Source organism: Paenibacillus sp. TSA_86.1 (genome assembly GCF_052691815.1).
The window spans coordinates 61,877-80,991 of sequence record NZ_JBQZGE010000020.1; the positions used below are offsets into that span (position 1 = coordinate 61,877).

At 48.2% G+C, this 19,115-nt stretch carries 12 protein-coding genes and 1 pseudogene; 9 read left to right on the forward strand and 4 right to left on the reverse strand.

Features of this window, described 5'->3' with window-relative positions:
• Nucleotides 1-83: 83 nt before the first annotated feature.
• Complete coding sequence (locus ACUTVW_RS24800) at nt 84-1,208, forward strand: GGDEF domain-containing protein (RefSeq protein ID WP_445648232.1); 1,125 nt, start codon at nt 84-86, stop codon at nt 1,206-1,208.
• A gap of 101 nt (nt 1,209-1,309) precedes the next feature.
• On the opposite strand, the gene ACUTVW_RS24805 is transcribed toward ACUTVW_RS24800, so the two are convergent.
• Nucleotides 1,310-2,254, reverse strand: coding sequence for an aldo/keto reductase family protein (locus tag ACUTVW_RS24805; protein WP_445648233.1), 945 nt, complete (start codon nt 2,252-2,254; stop codon nt 1,310-1,312).
• 149 nt (nt 2,255-2,403) lie between these two features.
• Nucleotides 2,404-4,041 (reverse strand): ATP-binding response regulator, encoded by a 1,638-nt coding sequence (locus ACUTVW_RS24810; protein WP_445648234.1) that lies wholly within the window; start codon nt 4,039-4,041, stop codon nt 2,404-2,406.
• A gap of 372 nt (nt 4,042-4,413) precedes the next feature.
• On the opposite strand from ACUTVW_RS24810, the gene ACUTVW_RS24815 reads away from it, so the two are divergent.
• Entirely contained in the window at nt 4,414-6,375 is a 1,962-nt protein-coding gene (locus ACUTVW_RS24815; protein ID WP_445648235.1) for an anaerobic ribonucleoside triphosphate reductase, read from the forward strand.
• Nucleotides 6,372-6,881 (forward strand): anaerobic ribonucleoside-triphosphate reductase activating protein, encoded by a 510-nt coding sequence (gene nrdG, locus ACUTVW_RS24820; protein WP_445648236.1) that lies wholly within the window; start codon nt 6,372-6,374, stop codon nt 6,879-6,881. Before ACUTVW_RS24815 ends, nrdG begins: the two co-directional genes overlap by 4 nt.
• A gap of 16 nt (nt 6,882-6,897) precedes the next feature.
• Here nrdG and ACUTVW_RS24825 read toward each other — a convergent pair whose 3' ends face one another.
• Nucleotides 6,898-8,646, reverse strand: coding sequence for a methyl-accepting chemotaxis protein (locus ACUTVW_RS24825; RefSeq protein WP_445648237.1), 1,749 nt, complete (start codon nt 8,644-8,646; stop codon nt 6,898-6,900).
• A 277-nt stretch (nt 8,647-8,923) separates the two neighbouring features.
• Nucleotides 8,924-11,755, reverse strand: coding sequence for a glycoside hydrolase family 3 C-terminal domain-containing protein (locus ACUTVW_RS24830; RefSeq protein WP_445648238.1), 2,832 nt, complete (start codon nt 11,753-11,755; stop codon nt 8,924-8,926).
• Nucleotides 11,756-12,127: 372 nt separating this feature from the next.
• Between ACUTVW_RS24830 and ACUTVW_RS24835 the strand changes: the two genes are divergently transcribed.
• From ACUTVW_RS24835 to ACUTVW_RS24860, 6 genes and pseudogenes are all read left to right on the forward strand, one after another.
• Nucleotides 12,128-13,669, forward strand: a complete 1,542-nt coding sequence (locus ACUTVW_RS24835; RefSeq protein WP_445648239.1) for an FAD-dependent oxidoreductase — start codon at nt 12,128-12,130, stop codon at nt 13,667-13,669.
• A 290-nt stretch (nt 13,670-13,959) separates the two neighbouring features.
• The gene (locus tag ACUTVW_RS24840) at nt 13,960-14,289 is read left to right on the forward strand and encodes a PadR family transcriptional regulator (RefSeq protein WP_434749042.1); all 330 of its coding nucleotides are present in this window, start codon (nt 13,960-13,962) and stop codon (nt 14,287-14,289) included.
• Nucleotides 14,282-14,887: an HAAS signaling domain-containing protein gene (locus ACUTVW_RS24845; protein WP_445648240.1), complete on the forward strand. Its 606-nt coding sequence runs from the start codon at nt 14,282-14,284 to the stop codon at nt 14,885-14,887. The genes ACUTVW_RS24840 and ACUTVW_RS24845 overlap by 8 nt, the downstream gene beginning before the upstream one ends.
• The gene (locus ACUTVW_RS24850; RefSeq protein WP_445648241.1) at nt 14,884-15,789 is read left to right on the forward strand and encodes a DUF4097 family beta strand repeat-containing protein; all 906 of its coding nucleotides are present in this window, start codon (nt 14,884-14,886) and stop codon (nt 15,787-15,789) included. Before ACUTVW_RS24845 ends, ACUTVW_RS24850 begins: the two co-directional genes overlap by 4 nt.
• An 83-nt stretch (nt 15,790-15,872) precedes the next feature.
• The gene (locus ACUTVW_RS24855; protein ID WP_445648242.1) at nt 15,873-16,592 is read left to right on the forward strand and encodes a 3-ketoacyl-ACP reductase; all 720 of its coding nucleotides are present in this window, start codon (nt 15,873-15,875) and stop codon (nt 16,590-16,592) included.
• Between the two features lie 488 nt (nt 16,593-17,080).
• Nucleotides 17,081-19,115: pseudogene (locus ACUTVW_RS24860) on the forward strand (hypothetical protein); the annotation flags it as partial.

A 19,115-nucleotide genomic window follows, 5' to 3' on the forward strand; every position in this document is an offset into this window, starting at 1 on the left:
TCAAACATTTGGGATTATATGGTTCGCTACCACACTGTTTTTCAGATAAAATAGAGAGATGTGCGTAAAAGGGGGGATGCTGGTTGTTAAGCACGTTTTTTGTCAATCTCTGTGTGATAATTACCTTTTTGTACCTGTCAGGTATTATTACTAAATTCTACAGCATTCGCTTGCCATTTCCCTCGCTACGCGTTCAGGTCATCGGTGGCTTCTTATTCGGTTTATACGGCACAGTGCTTATGAATTATTCTTTCCATGTAAATGACACTACAATTGTGGATCTGCGGCACTTAGCCATTGTGACTGCAGCTGTATATCTTGGCGGGATGGCTTCGGTCATTTCCGGGGTTATTATTGCCGTGCTTCGCATCCTTATGTTTGGTATAACTTCCTCCGCAATTGATGGGGCATTCATCATGACCCTTCTTGGACTAGCTGGTGTATACTTTGCCTATGCGTCATGGTCCAGATTAACCAAGATTATCACCATGAATCTGCTAGGGATGAGCATGATTTTTATCGCGCTGCTAATGAACACGCCCAGCTTGAATTCATTAATGAGAGTCTTTCCGATACAGATGACCATCGCTTTCGCTGGCGGCCTTTTCATTTATTTCATCGCCGAATTCATTAATAGATCAAACGAAATGTTATTTTTGCTTGAACGACGGGCTTCCACCGACCATCTAACCGATCTGAGCAATCGGCGGCAGTTCGAACATACCCTGCGATCTGAGCTTCAGCATGCAAGGCAGTACCATCAGAAGCTGTCCCTGCTGGTTATTGATATTGATCGATTCAAAAAAGTAAACGATACGTTCGGCCACTCTGCCGGGGATGCGGTACTTAAGCAGCTTGGACAATTACTCGTCGAACATGCGCGTTCAACCGATCTGGTATCCCGTAACGGTGGAGAGGAGTTTGCGATTCTTCTGCTCGATTGCGGATATCACCAGTCCATGGCCATTGCGGAATCTGTACGCAAAGCGGTAGGCCGATTTCTGTTCACACTGCCTGACGGGCAGACCGTGAAACTGACCATCTCCATTGGTGTAGCCGTTTACCCAGATCACTGTGATGACCATGATGACAACGACCTCTTTGATCAGGCTGACCGTGCCCTGTATGAAGCGAAAAATACAGGCCGCAACAAGGTCTGCACTCTGCCTCCCCGCAACATCACGGTGGTGGATCATGACCTGTTTTGAAATCTATACATGAAAGGGATGTCCCTCGTGCCTCAATACAAGGCCAGCTGGACATCCCTTTCGTGTTTGAAGCAGATTATTACCTGTACGAAGTCTTTATCTTATGATGAAGTCAGGATTTGTTCAATCTCTTCAATAATAGCAGCATCCAGCTTGACTCCGGAAGCTTTTGCGTTTTCTTTGACCTGCTCCGGACGGCTCGCGCCGACCAGTGCACTGGAAACATTATTTTGCCGAAGAATCCAGGCCAAGGCCAGCTGGCCCACCTTGAGATTCAGCTTATCAGCAACTTCAATTAATTGGTGCACCTTGCCAATGCGATCTGCATTGATTTTCCCTTCATCCCAGCCGAGCTTCGCTGCCCGGCTATTCTCCGGAATTTCCGAGGCAGAAGTATATTTCCCTGTCAGCATACCTTGAGCAAGCGGAGAATAAACAACCTGTCCAATGCCTTTACGCTCACCTAAAGGAATAATTTCATTTTCAATATAACGATCGAACATATTATATACTGGCTGATTCACGACAATGCGATCCAGAAGCAGACGATCTGCTGTCCCAAGCGCAGCTTCCATCTGGGCAGCTGTCCACTGGCTTACGCCCACATACAGCACTTTGCCATGCCGCACCAGATCGTCCAATGCACGAAGCGTCTCCTCAATCGGTGTTTCGTTATGATAACGATGACAATAATAGATATCGACATAATCCGTACCCAATCGGTTCAAGCTGGCCTCGCACGCCTCCATGATATGTTTGCGGGACAACCCGTGATCGTTAGGACCCTCACCCATTTTGTTAAACACCTTGGTTGCGAGCACGTAAGATTGCCGTGAGTACGCTTTCAACGTTTGCCCTAGTAATACCTCTGCTGCTCCCCGCTCATAGGCGTTGGCTGTATCAAAAAAGTTAATACCTTCATCGAATGCCGTTTCAATCGATTTTACCGCATTTTCACGTTCTACATATCCTCCGTACGTTAGCCAGCTTCCTAAGCTGATCTCGCTTACTTTCAGTCCGCTTCCACCCAACCTGCGATAATCCATGAATGCATGTCCTCCTCTGAGTGTAAAAATGATGAAGTTCCAACTTCTATTGTAACTCAACCTGAACCAATGGAAAAAGGTCTACTTTAAATAGGGCAGCTAGTGTTTTTAGCACACCTATTTCAATGTAGACCTATTTTATACAGAGTTTATGGCAAAGTAATGCTCAGTGCATTTAAAAGCTCGGTCTGCCTTACAGGCTTCGTCAGCACTGCATCAAAGGCCTCCGTCTGATGAATGTCCATATGCATCCCATATGGAACGAGTACAATGACAGGCAGCGCCTCCATCTGCCGTTTCAGTGCAATGACGGAATCGACAGTAACACCTTCACGCAAACCCATGTCCACAACAGCTACGTCCGGTCTAAAGCCGTCTTCGATCCATTTATACGCGGTGCAGGAATCAGAAGTCATGTGCACATCCATCTCCCAATTACGCATCAAGGAAGATACCCCTTGCAAAATATCAGGATCTTTGGCAAGCAACACTTTCTTGCCTCTCAGACGTTGCTGCACACTGGTGATTTGTGGCAAATCCCAATATCTGCGTAATGGCAGCGAAATCTGAAACTCCGTCTCATTCCCATGAAGGCTATTCACCTGAATACGGCCATGCATCAGAATCGCCAGGTTCTGGCTCACGGTCAGACCCAGATTGCTGCCAATCAGCTTCTCGGTGCTGAGTGTTTCCGTTTTGGCAGAGGAGGTTCGCAAACGATTATCAGATAACGTCTGCCCCGTGTATCGAACCCGGAGCAAGAGAAGACCTTCCTCGCTCATCGGCTCTTCCTTCATCTCGGCTGTCACCAGCACAGCACCTTCCCGGGTGGAATCCATTGCATATTGCATGACATGGCCCAGGAGTTGACCAAGCTTGATCTCATCCCCGATAAAAACCTGCGACACATTCAGATTCAGGTTGAGTCCAAGTTCAATCTCTTTGCTGGCTGCTGTACCGGCATAGAGATAAACGGTGTTCTCAATGGTGCTGACCAGATCGAAGGGGTCATCATGAATAACTGTTTTTCCCGCCTCGTTGATGTTAAAGTTCATCATGTTGTTAAGCAGCGAAAGCAAAATATTGCCGCTCGTTTCAATCATATTTACATACTCGGCTTGTTCCTCCGACATATCGGGCGTCCGCATCAGATCCGTCAATCCCAAAATGCCGTTCAGCGGATTGCGGATCTCATGACTCATCAGTTTGAGCATCTGTGTTTTGGTCGTTGCCTCGGACTCCGCACGCTCCTTCTCCGCCTGAAGCTTCTCTTGCAGTTGTTCCGAATCACTAAGCTTCTGCTCTTGAACATGAAGTGCACTCTCCAGATCAACAACATATCCCAAAAATACAGCCATAGCCTCGAGTGTCTTCATATCCGTTTCACTAATCTCAAAATCTGGATCATCCATTAAACAGATCGTACCGTAAGCTTCACCCGTTCTGCGAGTAATGGGTACACCTACGAAAAATCGATTGCCGAGCCCAATCGTCACATCCATGGATCGTGTTATGGAATGCTCACAGGTATTCGGAATGGTCACGACGTTGTGATTATCCTTCAAGACAAGGCTGCAGTAAGATTCCATGAATGGAAGTACTGTACCTTTGACAATTAATTCTTCCTTGCGGTTGAAGGCTTCCAGAATGACATTGGTCACTCCGTCATTCGTGGCTACGAAGATGGTATTCACTCGTAATATGCCACTTAATACGTCCACAATATGAGCCGCTGCTTCTTCAATATTTTCAAAGAAACCTCTGTTGATGCCTTCTACCGTCCCCATGATTCACCCCTCTTGTCTTAGCTGCTTATATCCGATCGACTTCGTAGAATGTCAAATTACGTACAGGGCTCTGTTAGGAATCCGAAAGATTTCACCAACTATATTTATATGTTTAACACCATAAAAGTATAAGAGAATCATTGTACATACAAGATAACTAGAAATTATACGCTTTTGCTTGAAATTTGGGAACCTTTAACCCGCGGCAAATCACGGGAATTGCTTGTCCGCCCCTGGAGGTGTGATCATAATCACACCCAAAAACCCACATATAGTTTATAAATGGATAATACAAATCTACATGTAGTATATAACTCATATATTAATCAAAAAAATATAATCTATTCAAAAATCATTTAGGAGGCACGTTACATGACTATGCTTGAGTATGCCGCACCACCGGCAACCGATCTGTTATCTGACCTGGGAAGACGTATTATTGGCGCTGAAGACGCTGATACGCTGAGGGAGAATGCGAATCTGAATGGAGATTCGTTCAGCGGCAAGATGAGCAGGCTTGGATCGGAGACAGCCAAGTGGCATGCCATGCGTCATGTGTTGCCAGAAGCGCTCGCCGATGCTGTTGAGAACGGCGATCTGTATGTGCACGATCTGGATCAGTATGCCCTTGGAACCACCAACTGTATCTTCATTCCGTTTGATCGGCTGCTGTCTGCCGGATTTAATACGGGGAACGGATCGGTTCGTACCCCTCAAACGATCATGTCTGCGATGGCACTGGTCGCGATCATCTTCCAGTCCCAGCAGAACAGTCAGTACGGCGGTGTATCTGCTAACAAAATAGACTGGGATCTGGCGCCTTACGTGCGACGTTCATTCGTAAAACATTTCCGCAAAGGGCAACGCCTCTTTGACGAACAGGTATTGCTGACGGACGAGCAGCTTCATCTGGACAGTACCGAAGCCAAGCAACAGTGCCCACGTTCATTTGCCTTTGCCTATGAAGAAACGGAGCTGGAGACGGGACAAGCTGCTGAATCCCTTATACATAACCTGAACACGATGAGCAGTCGGGCGGGTGGACAGATTCCTTTTACATCACTTAACTATGGCATGTGTACATCAGCTGAGGGTCGCCTTGTGTCCCGCTCCCTGCTGGAAGCAACGATTCGTGGTCTTGGACACGGGGAAACCCCTGTATTTCCACAGCATATTTTCCAGTGTAAGCAAGGGGTTAACCAGGCTCAGGGTGATCCGAACTATGACTTGTTTCGCCTCGCGGTAACCTGTTCTTCACGGCGGATGTATCCAAACTTTGTCAATGTGGACGCATCATTTAATCTGCCCTATTATCAGCCGGAAGACCCGGATACCATCATTGCTACCATGGGCTGTCGCACGCGTACCCTTGCAGATCGGTTTGGACGGAATCGGCAGAGCGGTAAAGGAAACTTATCCTTCAATACGGTCAATCTGGTCAAATTAGGAATTCGGTTCGGCATCTGTCAGGCAAATCGCGCTGTCGCGGATCGGGAAGGATTTTATGCGGCTCTGGACAAAATCATGCACAATGCCATGGACGGCTTGCTGCACCGCTATGCCATTCAGAAAAAACAGCCTGCCAAATCATCGGACTTCATGATGCGTGAGGGTGTGTGGGAAGGCGGAGAGAAGCTGGAACCGGAGGAGCCGGTTGCTGACCTGTTGAAACATGGCACGTTGTCGCTTGGATTCATCGGACTGGCCGAATGTATGACTGCCATGTATGGACGCCACCATGGACAAGACATGAATGTACATCGCGAGGCACTGAATGTGATCCGTACGATGAGAGCATTCTGTGATCAGATGAGCGAGCGACATAACCTGAACGTTACGCTGTTTGCGACACCTGCAGAAGGCCTGTCCGGCAAATTCACCAAAATAGACCGAGCCTGTTACGGCCCGATCTCTGGTGTAAATGAACGCGAATATTATACGAATTCATTCCATATTCCGGTCTATCATAATCTTCCTGCCTACCGTAAGATCGAACTGGAGGCTCCATTCCATGCCCTGTGTAATGCCGGAGCCATCTCTTATGTTGAACTGGATGGCAATGTGCGGGCGAATACAGCCGCCTTTATGCGTATCGTGCAGTATGCACTGGCACAAGATATTGGTTACTTCTCGATTAATCATCCGATTGATCGCTGTCCTGGGTGCGGATATGAGGGAGTCATCGGTGATATTTGCCCGCAATGCGAGGTGCACGAAAATGAGGTGCACTTCCAGCGCCTTCGCCGCGTAACTGGCTATCTGACAGGAGATTACAAGGTGCGCTTCAATGCCGCGAAGCAGGCCGAGGTACGGGATCGGGTGAAACACCGGTGAATTTGTTTGGTTACATTCCCGAATCGGTTAATGAAGGAACCGGACTACGTGCCGTGCTGTTCATCAGCGGATGCCGTCACGCATGTCCGGGCTGTTTCAGCCCCGATTCGTGGAGTTTCCGCGCGGGTGAACCCTTTACAGAAGAGCGGCAGCAGCAGATTCTGCAGGAAGTCACGAACCATCCACTGCTGGATGGCGTGACGTTATGCGGGGGTGATCCCTTTTTCTCAGCAGCAGATTGTACCCGGTGGGTGCGCCAGTTTCGAACTGCAAGGCCAGATCTGACGGTATGGGCCTATACCGGATTCGAATACGAGGAACTTGTCACCGACCCGGAGAGAGCAGAGCTTGCACAGCTATGCGACGTCATTATCGACGGGCGTTACGTTGCAGCTGAACGCGATGTGTCTCTGCCCTTCCGCGGAAGCCGGAATCAGCGTTTGATTGATGTGCGTGCAACACAGACATCTGGAAACATCGTTACATTGCAGATTGATGCACTGTAACGATGTTTTTGTTTTTTTACACCTGAAACCTTTGGATGACCTGATTCAGTTCGTAAGCCAAACTTCTCAGCTCATGGGATAGACTTGATACTTCTTCCATAAGCGCCAGCTGTTCTTCCGAAGATGCACGGGCCTTGTTCGCATTACCGGATGAAGCCGAAGCCACCACACCCAATTGTCCCAGGGAAGCAGCAATCTGATCACTGCTGGCTGACATCTGCTCGGAAGCGGCAGACACTTCGTAAACTTGTCCGGATACCTTTTGAATAGATTCGACAATCTGGCGGAAGGTTTCGGCTGTTACTTCGGATGTTTCTGCACCTCTTTTGGCTACATCCACCGAATCTTCAATGGACGTTACAGCCTTCTCCGTATGATTCAGAATGCCTTGCAGGATCTGATCGATCTGATGGGAAGACTCTTTGGAGCGCGCGGAGAGCTTCTGAATCTCTTGGGCAACCACCGCAAATCCTCGTCCCGTCTCTCCTGCTCTAGCTGCTTCAATGGAAGCATTAAGCGCAAGCAGATTCGTTTGATCCGCGATATCCCGAATCATCGACATGATTCCCCCGATGCTACTATTCAGTTGTTGAAGATCATGAAGAACCACAACGGTACCGGACATGTTATGTTCAATCTTCTGCATCTGATCAACCATGGTTGTAATATCTGCCTCGCCTCGGCTGGCGAGATCGGTCGTATCGGAAGCCAGTTCAGCAACGACCTGTGCTGAGTCTGCAATTCGTTTAATCCCAATGACCATCTCACCTATGGACTCTTGGCACTCATTGGTTGATTGACGTTGCTGGTCTGCCCCGGAGGACACTTGTAACATCGACTCGGTAATCTCCTGTGAAGCTTCGGTTGTTCGCTCCGCACTCATCTGGAGGTCTGCTGCTGAACGGGTCACACTCGCAGAAGTCGATTGAATGCCTGTGATCAATTGTTGCAGACCTCCAAGCATGTGATTGAATGCCGTAGCCGTTTGTCCAATCTCATTGTTGTTACGTACATCAAGACTCACCGTCAGATCACCTTCAGCCGCCTGCATGGATACTTCTGCCAGCTTCTGTAGTGGACGAAGTACAATCCTTGCCAGAATCATCAGAACCAGAATCAAGATGATAGCAATCACTAATCCACTTCCCAGACTGTACAAAAACATCCATAGCTGATCCTGCTTTACTTTGGCTGCGTCCAGATCCAAACCAAAGATAGCTATCGCCTTACCACTATCATCTTTAATCGTGCTTAAATAGGTCACCCATGTTCCTGCACTATCGGTGTAAGACGCTGTAAAGGCAGTCCCTTCCTTCAATACTTGATCATATGTATCTTGAATTATTGCTGGAATTTCATATTCGACGCCAGGTACCATGTCTAGATCATAGAGTGCCTGATTGACTTGCACCCCCGTCAAGATCTGTTTCCCCTCACGTTCAACAATATTGGATTGAAAAATATAGGCGTTTGCAACGGACGCAACACCCGTCATGGCATCAAGCTGTGCTTTCAGCGACGTCAGTTCGGAAGAGGACGGCTGAGCAGAGGCTTGTAACTGCTGATTGGCTTGCTCCACCCACGTATGGTTAAGCTGAAGCTGATTGGATAATGCCTTACCTACCTGATTGATTTCTTCGTAGTAAGCCTGCTGACTCTGCTTAAAATTTAGAACACTCATGATGATGATCAAAACGAACAAGATAATGGCAATCAGGACAGAGCTGGTGAAAACCAAACTTCGATTGCGGAAGTAGCGTAACATTGGAGATTCCCCTTTTCCTTTACTTTTCTAGCTTACATATCCGTCCTGATCAAGAATGAGCTCGGGATCGACTCCTTTTACCACCTTTGCGTTCAGCATATGATATGAGACTATATAATATATATCGTGATGTAATTGATATTTTTGAATGGGGATCATGTAAAAATGAAAAAAAGCCAACCTGTAAAAAACGGTTGACCTCGTGTAACAGGGAATAGGACAGAAGAAGATCAGCGACCTCCTCTATTCCTACTCTCTATCTTTACATTTTCTATGGTTAACGAATCTCGAAATGACGAACACGGACACCCGCAGATAACAACAGGTAGACATCCTGCACTCCTGATGCGCCTGTCAGTTCAACCTGTACTGTAGACCACTGCTGAGCACCGCCTTGTGCCAATTCGACACGTCCAGCAATTGCACCATCCGGTGTACCCAACCTCACTTCCAGCACGCTCCCTTGCTGTTCTGCAGACACGCGAGCTTCAAACGTAGCGGCCTCCTTACCAAGGTCAGCATCCTTAAAGGCAATCCAACCTAGCTCACCGATAACACGGACAGCTGTCCCGCCCTCCTTGCACTCATCCAGCTCCACACCCAGATATGCATCATAGTTCTCGGCACGTGTAGTCACACTCAGATGACGTGCAGGGACTGACTCTCCTTCTACCTTCAGATCCGCGACTAACTGCACATCCGAGGAAGATTTGGCTGCCATAATGGAATAGATGCCATCCTCAACCACATAACGATCACGGGTAACATCCCAGATGGCCAGTTCCTGGACAGGCAGATCGAAACGTACCGTTGCTGTCGCTCCAGCTTCAATATGAATGCGGCGGAACGCTTTTAGCGTTTTGAGTGGACGTTTAACTCTGGACTTACCTGCGCGCACGTACAGCTGCACCACTTCGTCACTGCTGATTGAACCGGTATTGGTCACATCTACATGGATCGTAACGGTTTCATCTGGGTCTGCCTGCGCCGGCTTAACCTCTAGATTGCTGTATTTAAATGGAGCATAAGTCAGACCGTGTCCGAACGGATATAACACATTGCCTTCAAAATATTGATACGTGCGGCCTGCCTGAATAATATCATAGTCCCGGATGTCTGGCAGTTGATCGGCCGATTGCACCCAGGTCATGTTCAAACGTCCAGCGGGCGCATAGTCTCCGTACAATACGTCCGCGACTGCATTCCCCAGTTCCTGTCCGGCATGTGACGTGTAGAGGATCGCCGGAACATTCTCCTGAACCCAGTTGCAGGTAAATGGATAACTTCCCACGATGACCACCACCGTGTTCGGATTAGCATTATATACAGCCTGCACCAACTGAAGCTGTGATTCAGCCAGATCCAGGCTTGGACGATCCACTTCCTCTTTACCATTGACGAGCGGGTTGTTACCGACAAACACAATCGCAGTCTCTGCTTCTTTGGCAGCAGCAACGGCTTCATCCATCCCATTAACGACGACATTTTGCCGGAATGTCTCGGCTGCACCGAAGGTTTTCAACTCTTCGGACACCTTAAGCGCATCATTCCCATCATTCGATGTAGTCACGATTTTATTATTCCATGTCGTCAATCCTACACCGCCATCTGGTTGCGGAAGCAAATGAAATACTTCCTTAACAAACCAGCCGTATACCTCATTAGCTGAGGCTGTGACAGACTCTTCATCTGTGGTCAAATATTTGCCATTGCTCTCAGCCTGCAACGTGTAGCTACCAAAACCCCAGTCCGTCACCCGGAACGTTTCGGCTTCTTCCGAAGCTTTCACCGCCATGACAGGTGAGCCTTCTGCTCTGACCAGACCCATCTTTTTGCCATTTGCTGCAGATGTCAGTGTGATGCGATTGTCACCGTCCTGGAAGGTTACATGATCGCTGCCGACCTTACTCCGAATCGCTTCCAGAGGGGTTACGCTGTAGGGCATCGTGCCCGCATACCAATCTCGATAGACCGTTCCGCCAAGCTGCCCAATCACAGCGACTTTGCCTGCTTTTGTTTTGTCCAATGGAAGGATGCCCTTATCGTTTTTGAGCAATACCACTTGCTCTCTTGCCGCCCGGAGAGACAACGCTTTTGCCTTCTCCGTCATCATGGATTCTTCGCCAATTGCAGCGTACGGATTGCCTTCTTCCGGATCAAATTCACCCAAACGGAACCGCACACGGAACGTGTTGAACAAGGCTTTATCGATATCCTCCATGGTAAGTAGCCCCTGCTCCAGCCCTTCACGAAGCGCTTGCTTGGACAGCTCGGCATCATCGGTGATGCTGTCGATCCCTGCTTTGACCGACTCCACCGTACCTGGTGTGTGCGAATCATAATATTGATGATCGTTCTTGATGCCCATCACGTCGCCCGCGTCGCTGACGATAAAACCATCCATGCCCCATTCACCTTTAACAATCTCGTTCACAAAAGGATGCAGCAAAGCCGGAGTACCATTAATGGAGTTGTACGCTGTCATCATCGACTGTGCTCCACCTTGCTTGAACGGCTTCTCGAATGCTTTCAAATAATACTCGCGCATATTACGCGGATCAATGCTGGATGAACCACTGCCACGATCCACTTCGTTGTTGTTGCCGAGGAAATGTTTGAGCGTCGCTACAGCCTTGTAATACTTGGGATGGTCGCCCTGAATGCCTTTGACCAATGCCGTTGTCAGTTCTGCCGTCAGTTCCGGATCCTCTCCATACGCCTCTTCATTCCGTCCCCAGCGAGGGTCGCGTTCCATATCCACCGTTGGTGCCCAGAGTGTAAGACCATTGACGGCAGGATTGCGTTTATAAAATACACGCGCCTCGTCTCCGATAACGGAGCCGATCTCTTTCATCAGGTCTGTATCCCACGTACATGCCAGCCCCACAGGCTGTGGGAATGAGGTAGCTTCACCAAGCCAAGCCAGGCCGTGCGCGGCTTCCGTTCCATGTTTGTATGCAGCAACACCCAGACGTTCTACGGCTGGCTGGTATTGCAGCATCGATTCAATTTTTTCATCGTCCGTCAGCCGGGATACCAGATCCTTCACCCGATCGTTTAGCGTCATTGTTGTATCTTGAAACGGATATTTCGTTTGATGAGTTGTCATATCAAATCTCCTTCTATCCATAAAATATGAAACTGTATGATAGCGAATACATTTTAACTCATAAAAACAGTGAAAAATCGCTGAATCATCCCTCTAAATTGATAAATAAAACCCTTTATGAATATGAATTTTTATATTTTACATGCAAAGATAACACCAGACCTAAAACGATTTCGATAATCTCACTATAAAACATTCTGATGCAAAAAAACAGAGGGATCCCTGAGGAAAATATGACTCCTCTCTCCGTAAAATATATCATTGCTCGTTTTTTTCCGGCATACTCTGGCAATCCTGATTAGAAGTACAGGGATCTAAGCACCTAAACATCCCCTATTATGCTGTGATCAAGATTTAGGAGGAAGAAGTTAAATGAGTGACAACGAACAGTTGAAGACAAACTTGCCGCCCGTTCCGGAATCCTTATGGCGTGCCGCGAATACATTCGAAACCTATCCAAAATTGACAGAGGATACCACTGCTGATGTAGCGATTATCGGTGCTGGAATTGCAGGTATCACAACAGCCTACTTGCTTGCACAGTCTGGTCTTCGTGTTGTATTGCTTGAAGCGGGCAAAGTACTGGATGGCACAACAGGCCATACAACGGCCAAAGTATCTGCGCAGCACGGGGTCATCTATGATGAAATCATGCATCACTTCGGACATGAGCAGGCGCGGATGTACTATGAGGGCAATGCAAGTGCAGCGAGTTGGATGCGCGGTCTGGTTAAGGAAAAGCAGATCGAATGCCAATGGGCCGATGAGGATGCCTATGTCTACATTCAATCCGAGGACAATATCAAAAAGCTGGAGATCGAGTTGACCGCTTATGGCAAACTGAACATCCCTGGTGAATGGGCAGACCCACTCCCGATCCCTGTCCCCGCCAGAGCAGGCGTTCGTATGCCCGGACAAGCACGGTTCGATCCGTTAGCTTACCTGCATTACCTGCTTGCTTCAGCTGTCAAACACGGGGTTCGTGTCTATGAACATACAACGGTAACCGATGTGGAAGAAGAAACCTCTCTGAAAATAAGAACCTATAATGGTTCATTCGTGACGGCAGAGCATATCGTTGTCGCTTCCCATTTTCCAGTATACGATCCCGGATTTTACTTTACGCGACTTCATGCTGAGCGCTCCTATGCGGTGATGGTTGAACCTGAGAAACCGTATGCAGGCGGTATGTACATCTCCGACGATGATCCGGCCCGTTCACTCCGTGCTGTCATTCATCATGGTAAAGAGCATATTCTATTCGGTGGAGAAAATCATAAAACCGGACAAGGCATCTGCACCTTCGGTCATTACGAGCGCCTGGAGCAATATGCAGCCGAAACGTTTGGTATTCGTAACATCCCGTTTCGCTGGTCTGCCCAGGACCTGATCTCTATAGATAAAGTGCCATACATCGGGCCGATTACCGGACGACATGAACGGATCTATGTCGCTACAGGTTTTGCCAAATGGGGCATGACCACGGGCACGATGGCAGGACATCTGCTGACGGATCGTATTATCGGGCGAGACAACCCTCATGCCGAAGTATTTGATCCAGCCAGATTTAAAGCCGATCCGGGTATGAAGAACTTCATCGTAGAAAATGTCAATGTCGCGAAGGAGCTAATCTCCGGTAAGGTCGGTATCGTGCACAAAAATATAAATGAAATCGGCAATGACGAAGGTGCCGTCGTGCGTCATAATGGCAAAAGAGCCGGTGCCTATAAGGACACCAGCGGCAAACTGTTTCTCGTCGATACAACCTGCACCCATCTGGGATGTGAGGTGGAGTGGAACAATGGTGAACGCTCATGGGATTGCCCGTGCCACGGCTCCCGTTTCAATTATGAAGGCCACGTGATCGAAGGCCCTGCTGTAGAAGACTTACCTATTCTGGATGTGCAGCAGTAACTTCGGGCAATTGCACGACATGAAACACAAGGAAGCAGTTTGAGACGTAAACGTACACCCTCTACTCCATCTTATGAAACGTACGCTCTCCATGCCGTACATCTCATCTCTTAGACCGGATCGGTTATCCGTCTCCAGACGGAAGTAACCGATCCTTTTTGTGCGTATACTGATGTAGAAGTGATTTATAAACACTACCTTGCATTAAACACTACCGAGTGCTATGATGGTTTCAACACTACTGAACAATACATACTAGTAAGCATCGAAACAACCGAGGAGGAACCTGTGTGAATGTGAATATCCAGTTCAAAAAAGGAGTGCTGGAGCTGTGCGTCCTGGTCTTGATTCATCGTCAGGATCGGTATGGCTATGAACTGGCTCAGGCGGTCTCCAAACATATCGAAGTAGCTGAAGGTGCACTATACCCTTTACTTCGCCGACTAGTGAACGAAGGGTACTGCACAACTTATCTTCAAGAATCCAGTGAGGGACCACCGCGCAAATATTATCGCCTGTCCGATAAAGGCCGTGAATATATGACAGCATTAACGATGGAATGGCAGACTTTTGTGCGCAATGTCGCAAATCTGATAGAGGAAGGAACCCAAGATGAATAGACAACAATTTATGCAGGCCATGGAGATGTATTTACGTCCGATGGATCGAATGGAACGGGTCGAACTGCTCACAGATTATGATCAGCATTTTACTATGGGGCTACGTGAAGGCAAATCAGAGGAGGAGATCGCACAAGAGCTTGGTAGCCCAGAAGAAATTGCCCGCGAAGCGCTCGGCGAACGGTACGATGCTCATACGAATGCTGAGATGTCTGCTACGGATCCCTTCTACGCGACCACGTTCAAAGAGATGCGGCCACCGGAGAGCAGAAATCGTGCAACTCGGAATTTTTTTGTGGCTACCGGCCTGATCTTCCTTAATCTGATGTTTGTGATCCCCATCGGTCTCAGTCTTTGGTCTGTGTGGCTTACTATAGCAAGTATGTCCTTACTGACTCTGGCTCCTGTTGCTGCTGCTGTCGACTATCTGTTCCTGAATCACCTCGAAAAAGCAGAGATTTTTGTTGCTATTGGTCTGTTCGGCATCGGCATTTTATTTGCCATCGCCTCCAAATTTGTTTTTAGGGCATTTAAAAACATCACACTTCAATATATCCGTTGGAATGCAAGAGTGATAAAAGGGGATGTTTCCGTATGAGTACCAAAAAGTGGATTGCACTAGCTATCGTCTGTATTGGAATTGCTTTACTTGGAACATCGATCTATGGCGTTCAGTTCGGAGATAAACGGGAGGCTTACGCCAAAAGGTGGGATTTCACTCAGGGAGAACTACAGAACCTTCAGATGCATGGTAACTTTGGAGCGGATATCGAATTTGTTGTCAGCCCGGATCACCAAGCGTACATCGAAGTAGACGGCAAATGGAATTCCACGGTAATTAAAAGTTTCGAACAAGCACAGCTCGTCAATGGCACATTCAAGTTAGGACAGAACCAGCGTGAACCTTTCCAATTTTTCACCCTCCAGTGGGATGATCGAGATTCTAGAATTACAGTGGCTTTACCACAAGAATATCACTTGAATGATGTCACATTGCAATCCTCCTCAAGTGACTGGGATCTGACCGGCTTAAATGCTCAATCACTGGAGATGAAAAACTCCTCGGGCTCCATTCGTTTACAAGAAATCAAAGTTCCTCATATTGAGTTGTCACTGACCTCCGGGGACATTGAAGCTTCGAAGATTAATGGGGATATGACGGTAAAACAGACATCAGGAAGCTTTACTGCAGAACAGGTCGCGGGAAAAGTAAACACTAAGATTGAATCGGGAGATATCGAGATTACGAAATTAAATGGTGCTGCGGATGCCGAATTCACTTCGGGCAGTATCCATATTGAACAGTCACATGCAGCTTCCATTAACGCCTCCGGAACATCGGGAGACATCTTCATCCAAACAGCTCCTGATTTTGACGGCATCTATGATGCCCAAGCCATTTCCGGCGATGTTAATATACCTGAATCACCGGGGGTTAGCCAGGAACTGATCAAAGCACGTACGACCTCCGGCAGCATTAAAATTACTCAAGCACGATAAATGGTGATGAAGCATATTTCCGATCGTTGGGTAAAGTATAGTATAATCAAGTGCTAACCCAAATGCTGAGGAGGAATATTCCCATGGAACTTAAAAATAAAACAGCTATTATCACAGGTGCCGGTAAAGGTATTGGACGTGCCATCGCTGAAGCCCTCGCCAAAGAAGGCGTTCATCTCGGACTGATCGCCCGCACGGCTTCCGATCTGCAAGCTCTTCAAGAATCTCTAAGCAAGGAATATGGCGTGAAAGTAACTAGCGCAGCAGCAGACATCTCGGATCGCTCCCAAGCTGAAGCAGCTGTAGCAGCCATTGAGATGGAGCTTGGAGCCGTCGATATCCTGATTAACAATGCAGGGATCGGAAGTTTTGGCACACTGCTGGAGATGGATCCTGAAGAGTGGGAACGCATCTTGCATGTGAATGTCATGGGTACATACTACGTAACTCGCGCCATTCTTCCAAGCATGATCAAGGAAAGCAGCGGCAGCATCATTAATATCGCTTCAACAGCAGGTGAGCGTGGATTCGCTACAGGTTCAGCGTATTGTGCCTCCAAGTTTGCATTGCTTGGTATGACAGAATCTCTGATGCAAGAAGTACGAAAATCCAATATTCGCGTCACCGCTCTGACGCCAAGCACCGTAAATACCGAACTGGCTGTGAATGCCGGACTCAAAATCGGAGACGAAGAGCGCATGATGCAAGCCGAAGATGTAGCCGAGCTTGCGCTGGCAACACTCAAGCTGTCTGATCGTGTATTCGTCAAAGCAGCGGGCATCTGGACAACCAATCCACAGTAAGATGTGATTGAATCTTTAAAACATTTAATTAAACCATTCAAATGAAGACACCATCAACCAGCATTCTGGTTGGTGGTTTTTCTGTTTATACATACGAACCTTAAATTGTAGCGTAGATCATGCAAGGTCATTTGATCGTGTGGATTCCACACCTGACTGGTCTAATTCTGTTTTGGCTCAATACTGATACTCCAGTGACATTACAACTGTGACTACACCCCTACAAGCTTATGTATCAATATCTTCAGACAGAGGGGCGACTCCCCTCGCCTCTATACATATGATGCATCATTTATGAACGGTTTACGAAGCTGCTGCAAGATGAACCGGGGGACAATTCCGTTAAGATCAGCGGTTCATTTATTTTCCAAGCTGTACAACGGCACTTCTGATGATGAGCTGTTTTTTTGCTGCTCAGAATTTGTTCAGAATAATGTGATATGGTCAAGCGAGCTAAAGCATAGAGACTTGGGGAAGGAAGATGTAAATTGTCGAATCAAGGAGAAAAAGCAAGAAAACTCAGTACGATTTTCTCTAATTGGAAACAACTCGCTTTTAAAATCATGCGGCTAAAATTGTCGTTTTTGTTGCTGCTTAGCACATTTATGCCGATCAATTGGGGACAAGTAGCAAATGCAGCACCTGTAACGAGTTCCCTTGATAATTGGTACATCCGATCCATAGGACAAAATATAATTGGTGTGACCTATGGCAACGGCATGTATGTAGCGGTTGGGGCAAGTGGAACGGTGTTGACCTCCAGTGACGGAGTGAACTGGATTCCCCGCACAGCAGGCACCTCAATACAATTAAATGGTGTTGCTTATAGCAACGGCACGTATGTGGCGGTGGGACAAGCTGGAAGGATATTGACCTCCAGTGACGGAGTGAGCTGGATTATCCACGATTCAGGCACCACGAATGATCTTCGTACAGTCAATTACATCAACGGCGCGTATATGGCGGTAGGTGCAAATGGAACAATCTTGACCTCCGGTGACGGAGTGAGCTGGACGAGCCAGGCCTCAGGCACCACGCAATTTCTTTTTGCGGTCAACTACTTCAATGGCACGTATATGGCGGTGGGGGCAGTTGGAACGATCTTAACCTCCAGTGACGGAGTGAGTTGGACGAGCCGCTCGTCGGGCACCACCAATGGCCTATACGGTGTAAGCTACGCAAACGACACGTACGTAGTAGTGGGGTTAAGTGGAAAAATCTTGACTTCCAGCGACGGAACGAACTGGACAAGCCGCACATCGGGCACCACAAATAATCTTGTTGGCTTAATCTACGGCAACGGCACGTATGTGGCGGTTGGGATAGGTGGAACGATCGTGACCTCCAGTGACGGAGTGAGCTGGATGACCCGCACGTCGGGCACCACAAATAGTCTTGTTGGCATCAGCTGCTTAAACGGGGCGTATATGGCGGTGGGTAATGGCGGAACGATTGTGACCTCCAGTGACGGAGCCAGCTGGACGAGCTCCCTGTCAAGTGTTACCGCGAATCACCTTTACGACATTAGCTACATAAACGGCACGTTTATGGCGATGGGGTTAGGCGGAACGATCTTGACCTCCAGTGACGGAGCCAGCTGGACGGCCCGCTCGTCGGGCACCCCGTTTCCTCTAAATGGCTTCAGCTATGGCAACGGCACATACGTGGCGGTGGGTTATGGTGGAAGGATATTGACCTCTAATGACGGAACGAGTTGGACGAGCCAAACATCGGGCACTTCGAACCATCTTTATAGCGTCAGCTACGGAAATGGCAAGTATGTTGCATTGGGGGCAAGCGGAACTATATTAATCTCTAGTGACGGAGTAAATTGGACAAGCAGCTCGTCGGGTATTACCAATGATCTATGGAACATTACTTACAGCAATAGTATGTATGTGGCGATAGGAGTAAATGGAACGATACTGACATCAAGTGACGGTGTGGGCTGGACGAACCAAACGTCAGGCACCATGAAAAATCTTTACGGTATTAGCTACGACAACAGCAAGTACATGGTAGTGGGGCAAGGTGGAACGATCTTGACCTCCAATGACGGAGTGAGCTGGACGAGTCAAACGTCGGGCACCACCAATGAACTTCGTGGTGTAAACTACGCCAACGGCACGTATATGGCGGTGGGGTTAGGCGGAACGATCTTGACCTCCAGTGATGGAGCGAGCTGGACGGCCCACTCGTCGGGCACCATAAATGCTCTATATGATGCCATCTACGTCAACAGCAAGTATGTAGTGGTTGGGGCAACCGGAACGATTTTGCAATCACCAACAGTAGCCACACTGACCAATGCGTCAACCCCGGGCATTGATACGCAGCCGACGGGCGCCATGGTTAACGAAGGCGACAGCAGCCCGAACTTGAGCGTAGCGGCCAGCGTAAGTGACGGCGGTGTGCTGTCCTACCAGTGGTACAGCAATACAGCGAACAGCACGAACGGCGGCACTGCAATCACAGGTGCCACCAGCACAACCTATGCCGCGCCGACAACACCGACAGGCACGG

Bases quoted from the DNA above. Each gene is read 5' to 3' on its own strand.
- ACUTVW_RS24805 (WP_445648233.1), bottom strand. From the start codon at position 2,254: ATGGATTATCGCAGGTTGGGTGGAAGCGGACTGAAAGTAAGCGAGATC.
- ACUTVW_RS24810 (WP_445648234.1), bottom strand. From the start codon at position 4,041: ATGGGGACGGTAGAAGGCATCAACAGAGGTTTCTTTGAAAATATTGAA.
- ACUTVW_RS24815 (WP_445648235.1), top strand. From the start codon at position 4,414: ATGACTATGCTTGAGTATGCCGCACCACCGGCAACCGATCTGTTATCT.
- ACUTVW_RS24825 (WP_445648237.1), bottom strand. From the start codon at position 8,646: ATGTTACGCTACTTCCGCAATCGAAGTTTGGTTTTCACCAGCTCTGTC.
- ACUTVW_RS24830 (WP_445648238.1), bottom strand. From the start codon at position 11,755: ATGACAACTCATCAAACGAAATATCCGTTTCAAGATACAACAATGACG.
- ACUTVW_RS24835 (WP_445648239.1), top strand. From the start codon at position 12,128: ATGAGTGACAACGAACAGTTGAAGACAAACTTGCCGCCCGTTCCGGAA.
- ACUTVW_RS24845 (WP_445648240.1), top strand. From the start codon at position 14,282: ATGAATAGACAACAATTTATGCAGGCCATGGAGATGTATTTACGTCCG.
- ACUTVW_RS24850 (WP_445648241.1), top strand. From the start codon at position 14,884: ATGAGTACCAAAAAGTGGATTGCACTAGCTATCGTCTGTATTGGAATT.
- ACUTVW_RS24855 (WP_445648242.1), top strand. From the start codon at position 15,873: ATGGAACTTAAAAATAAAACAGCTATTATCACAGGTGCCGGTAAAGGT.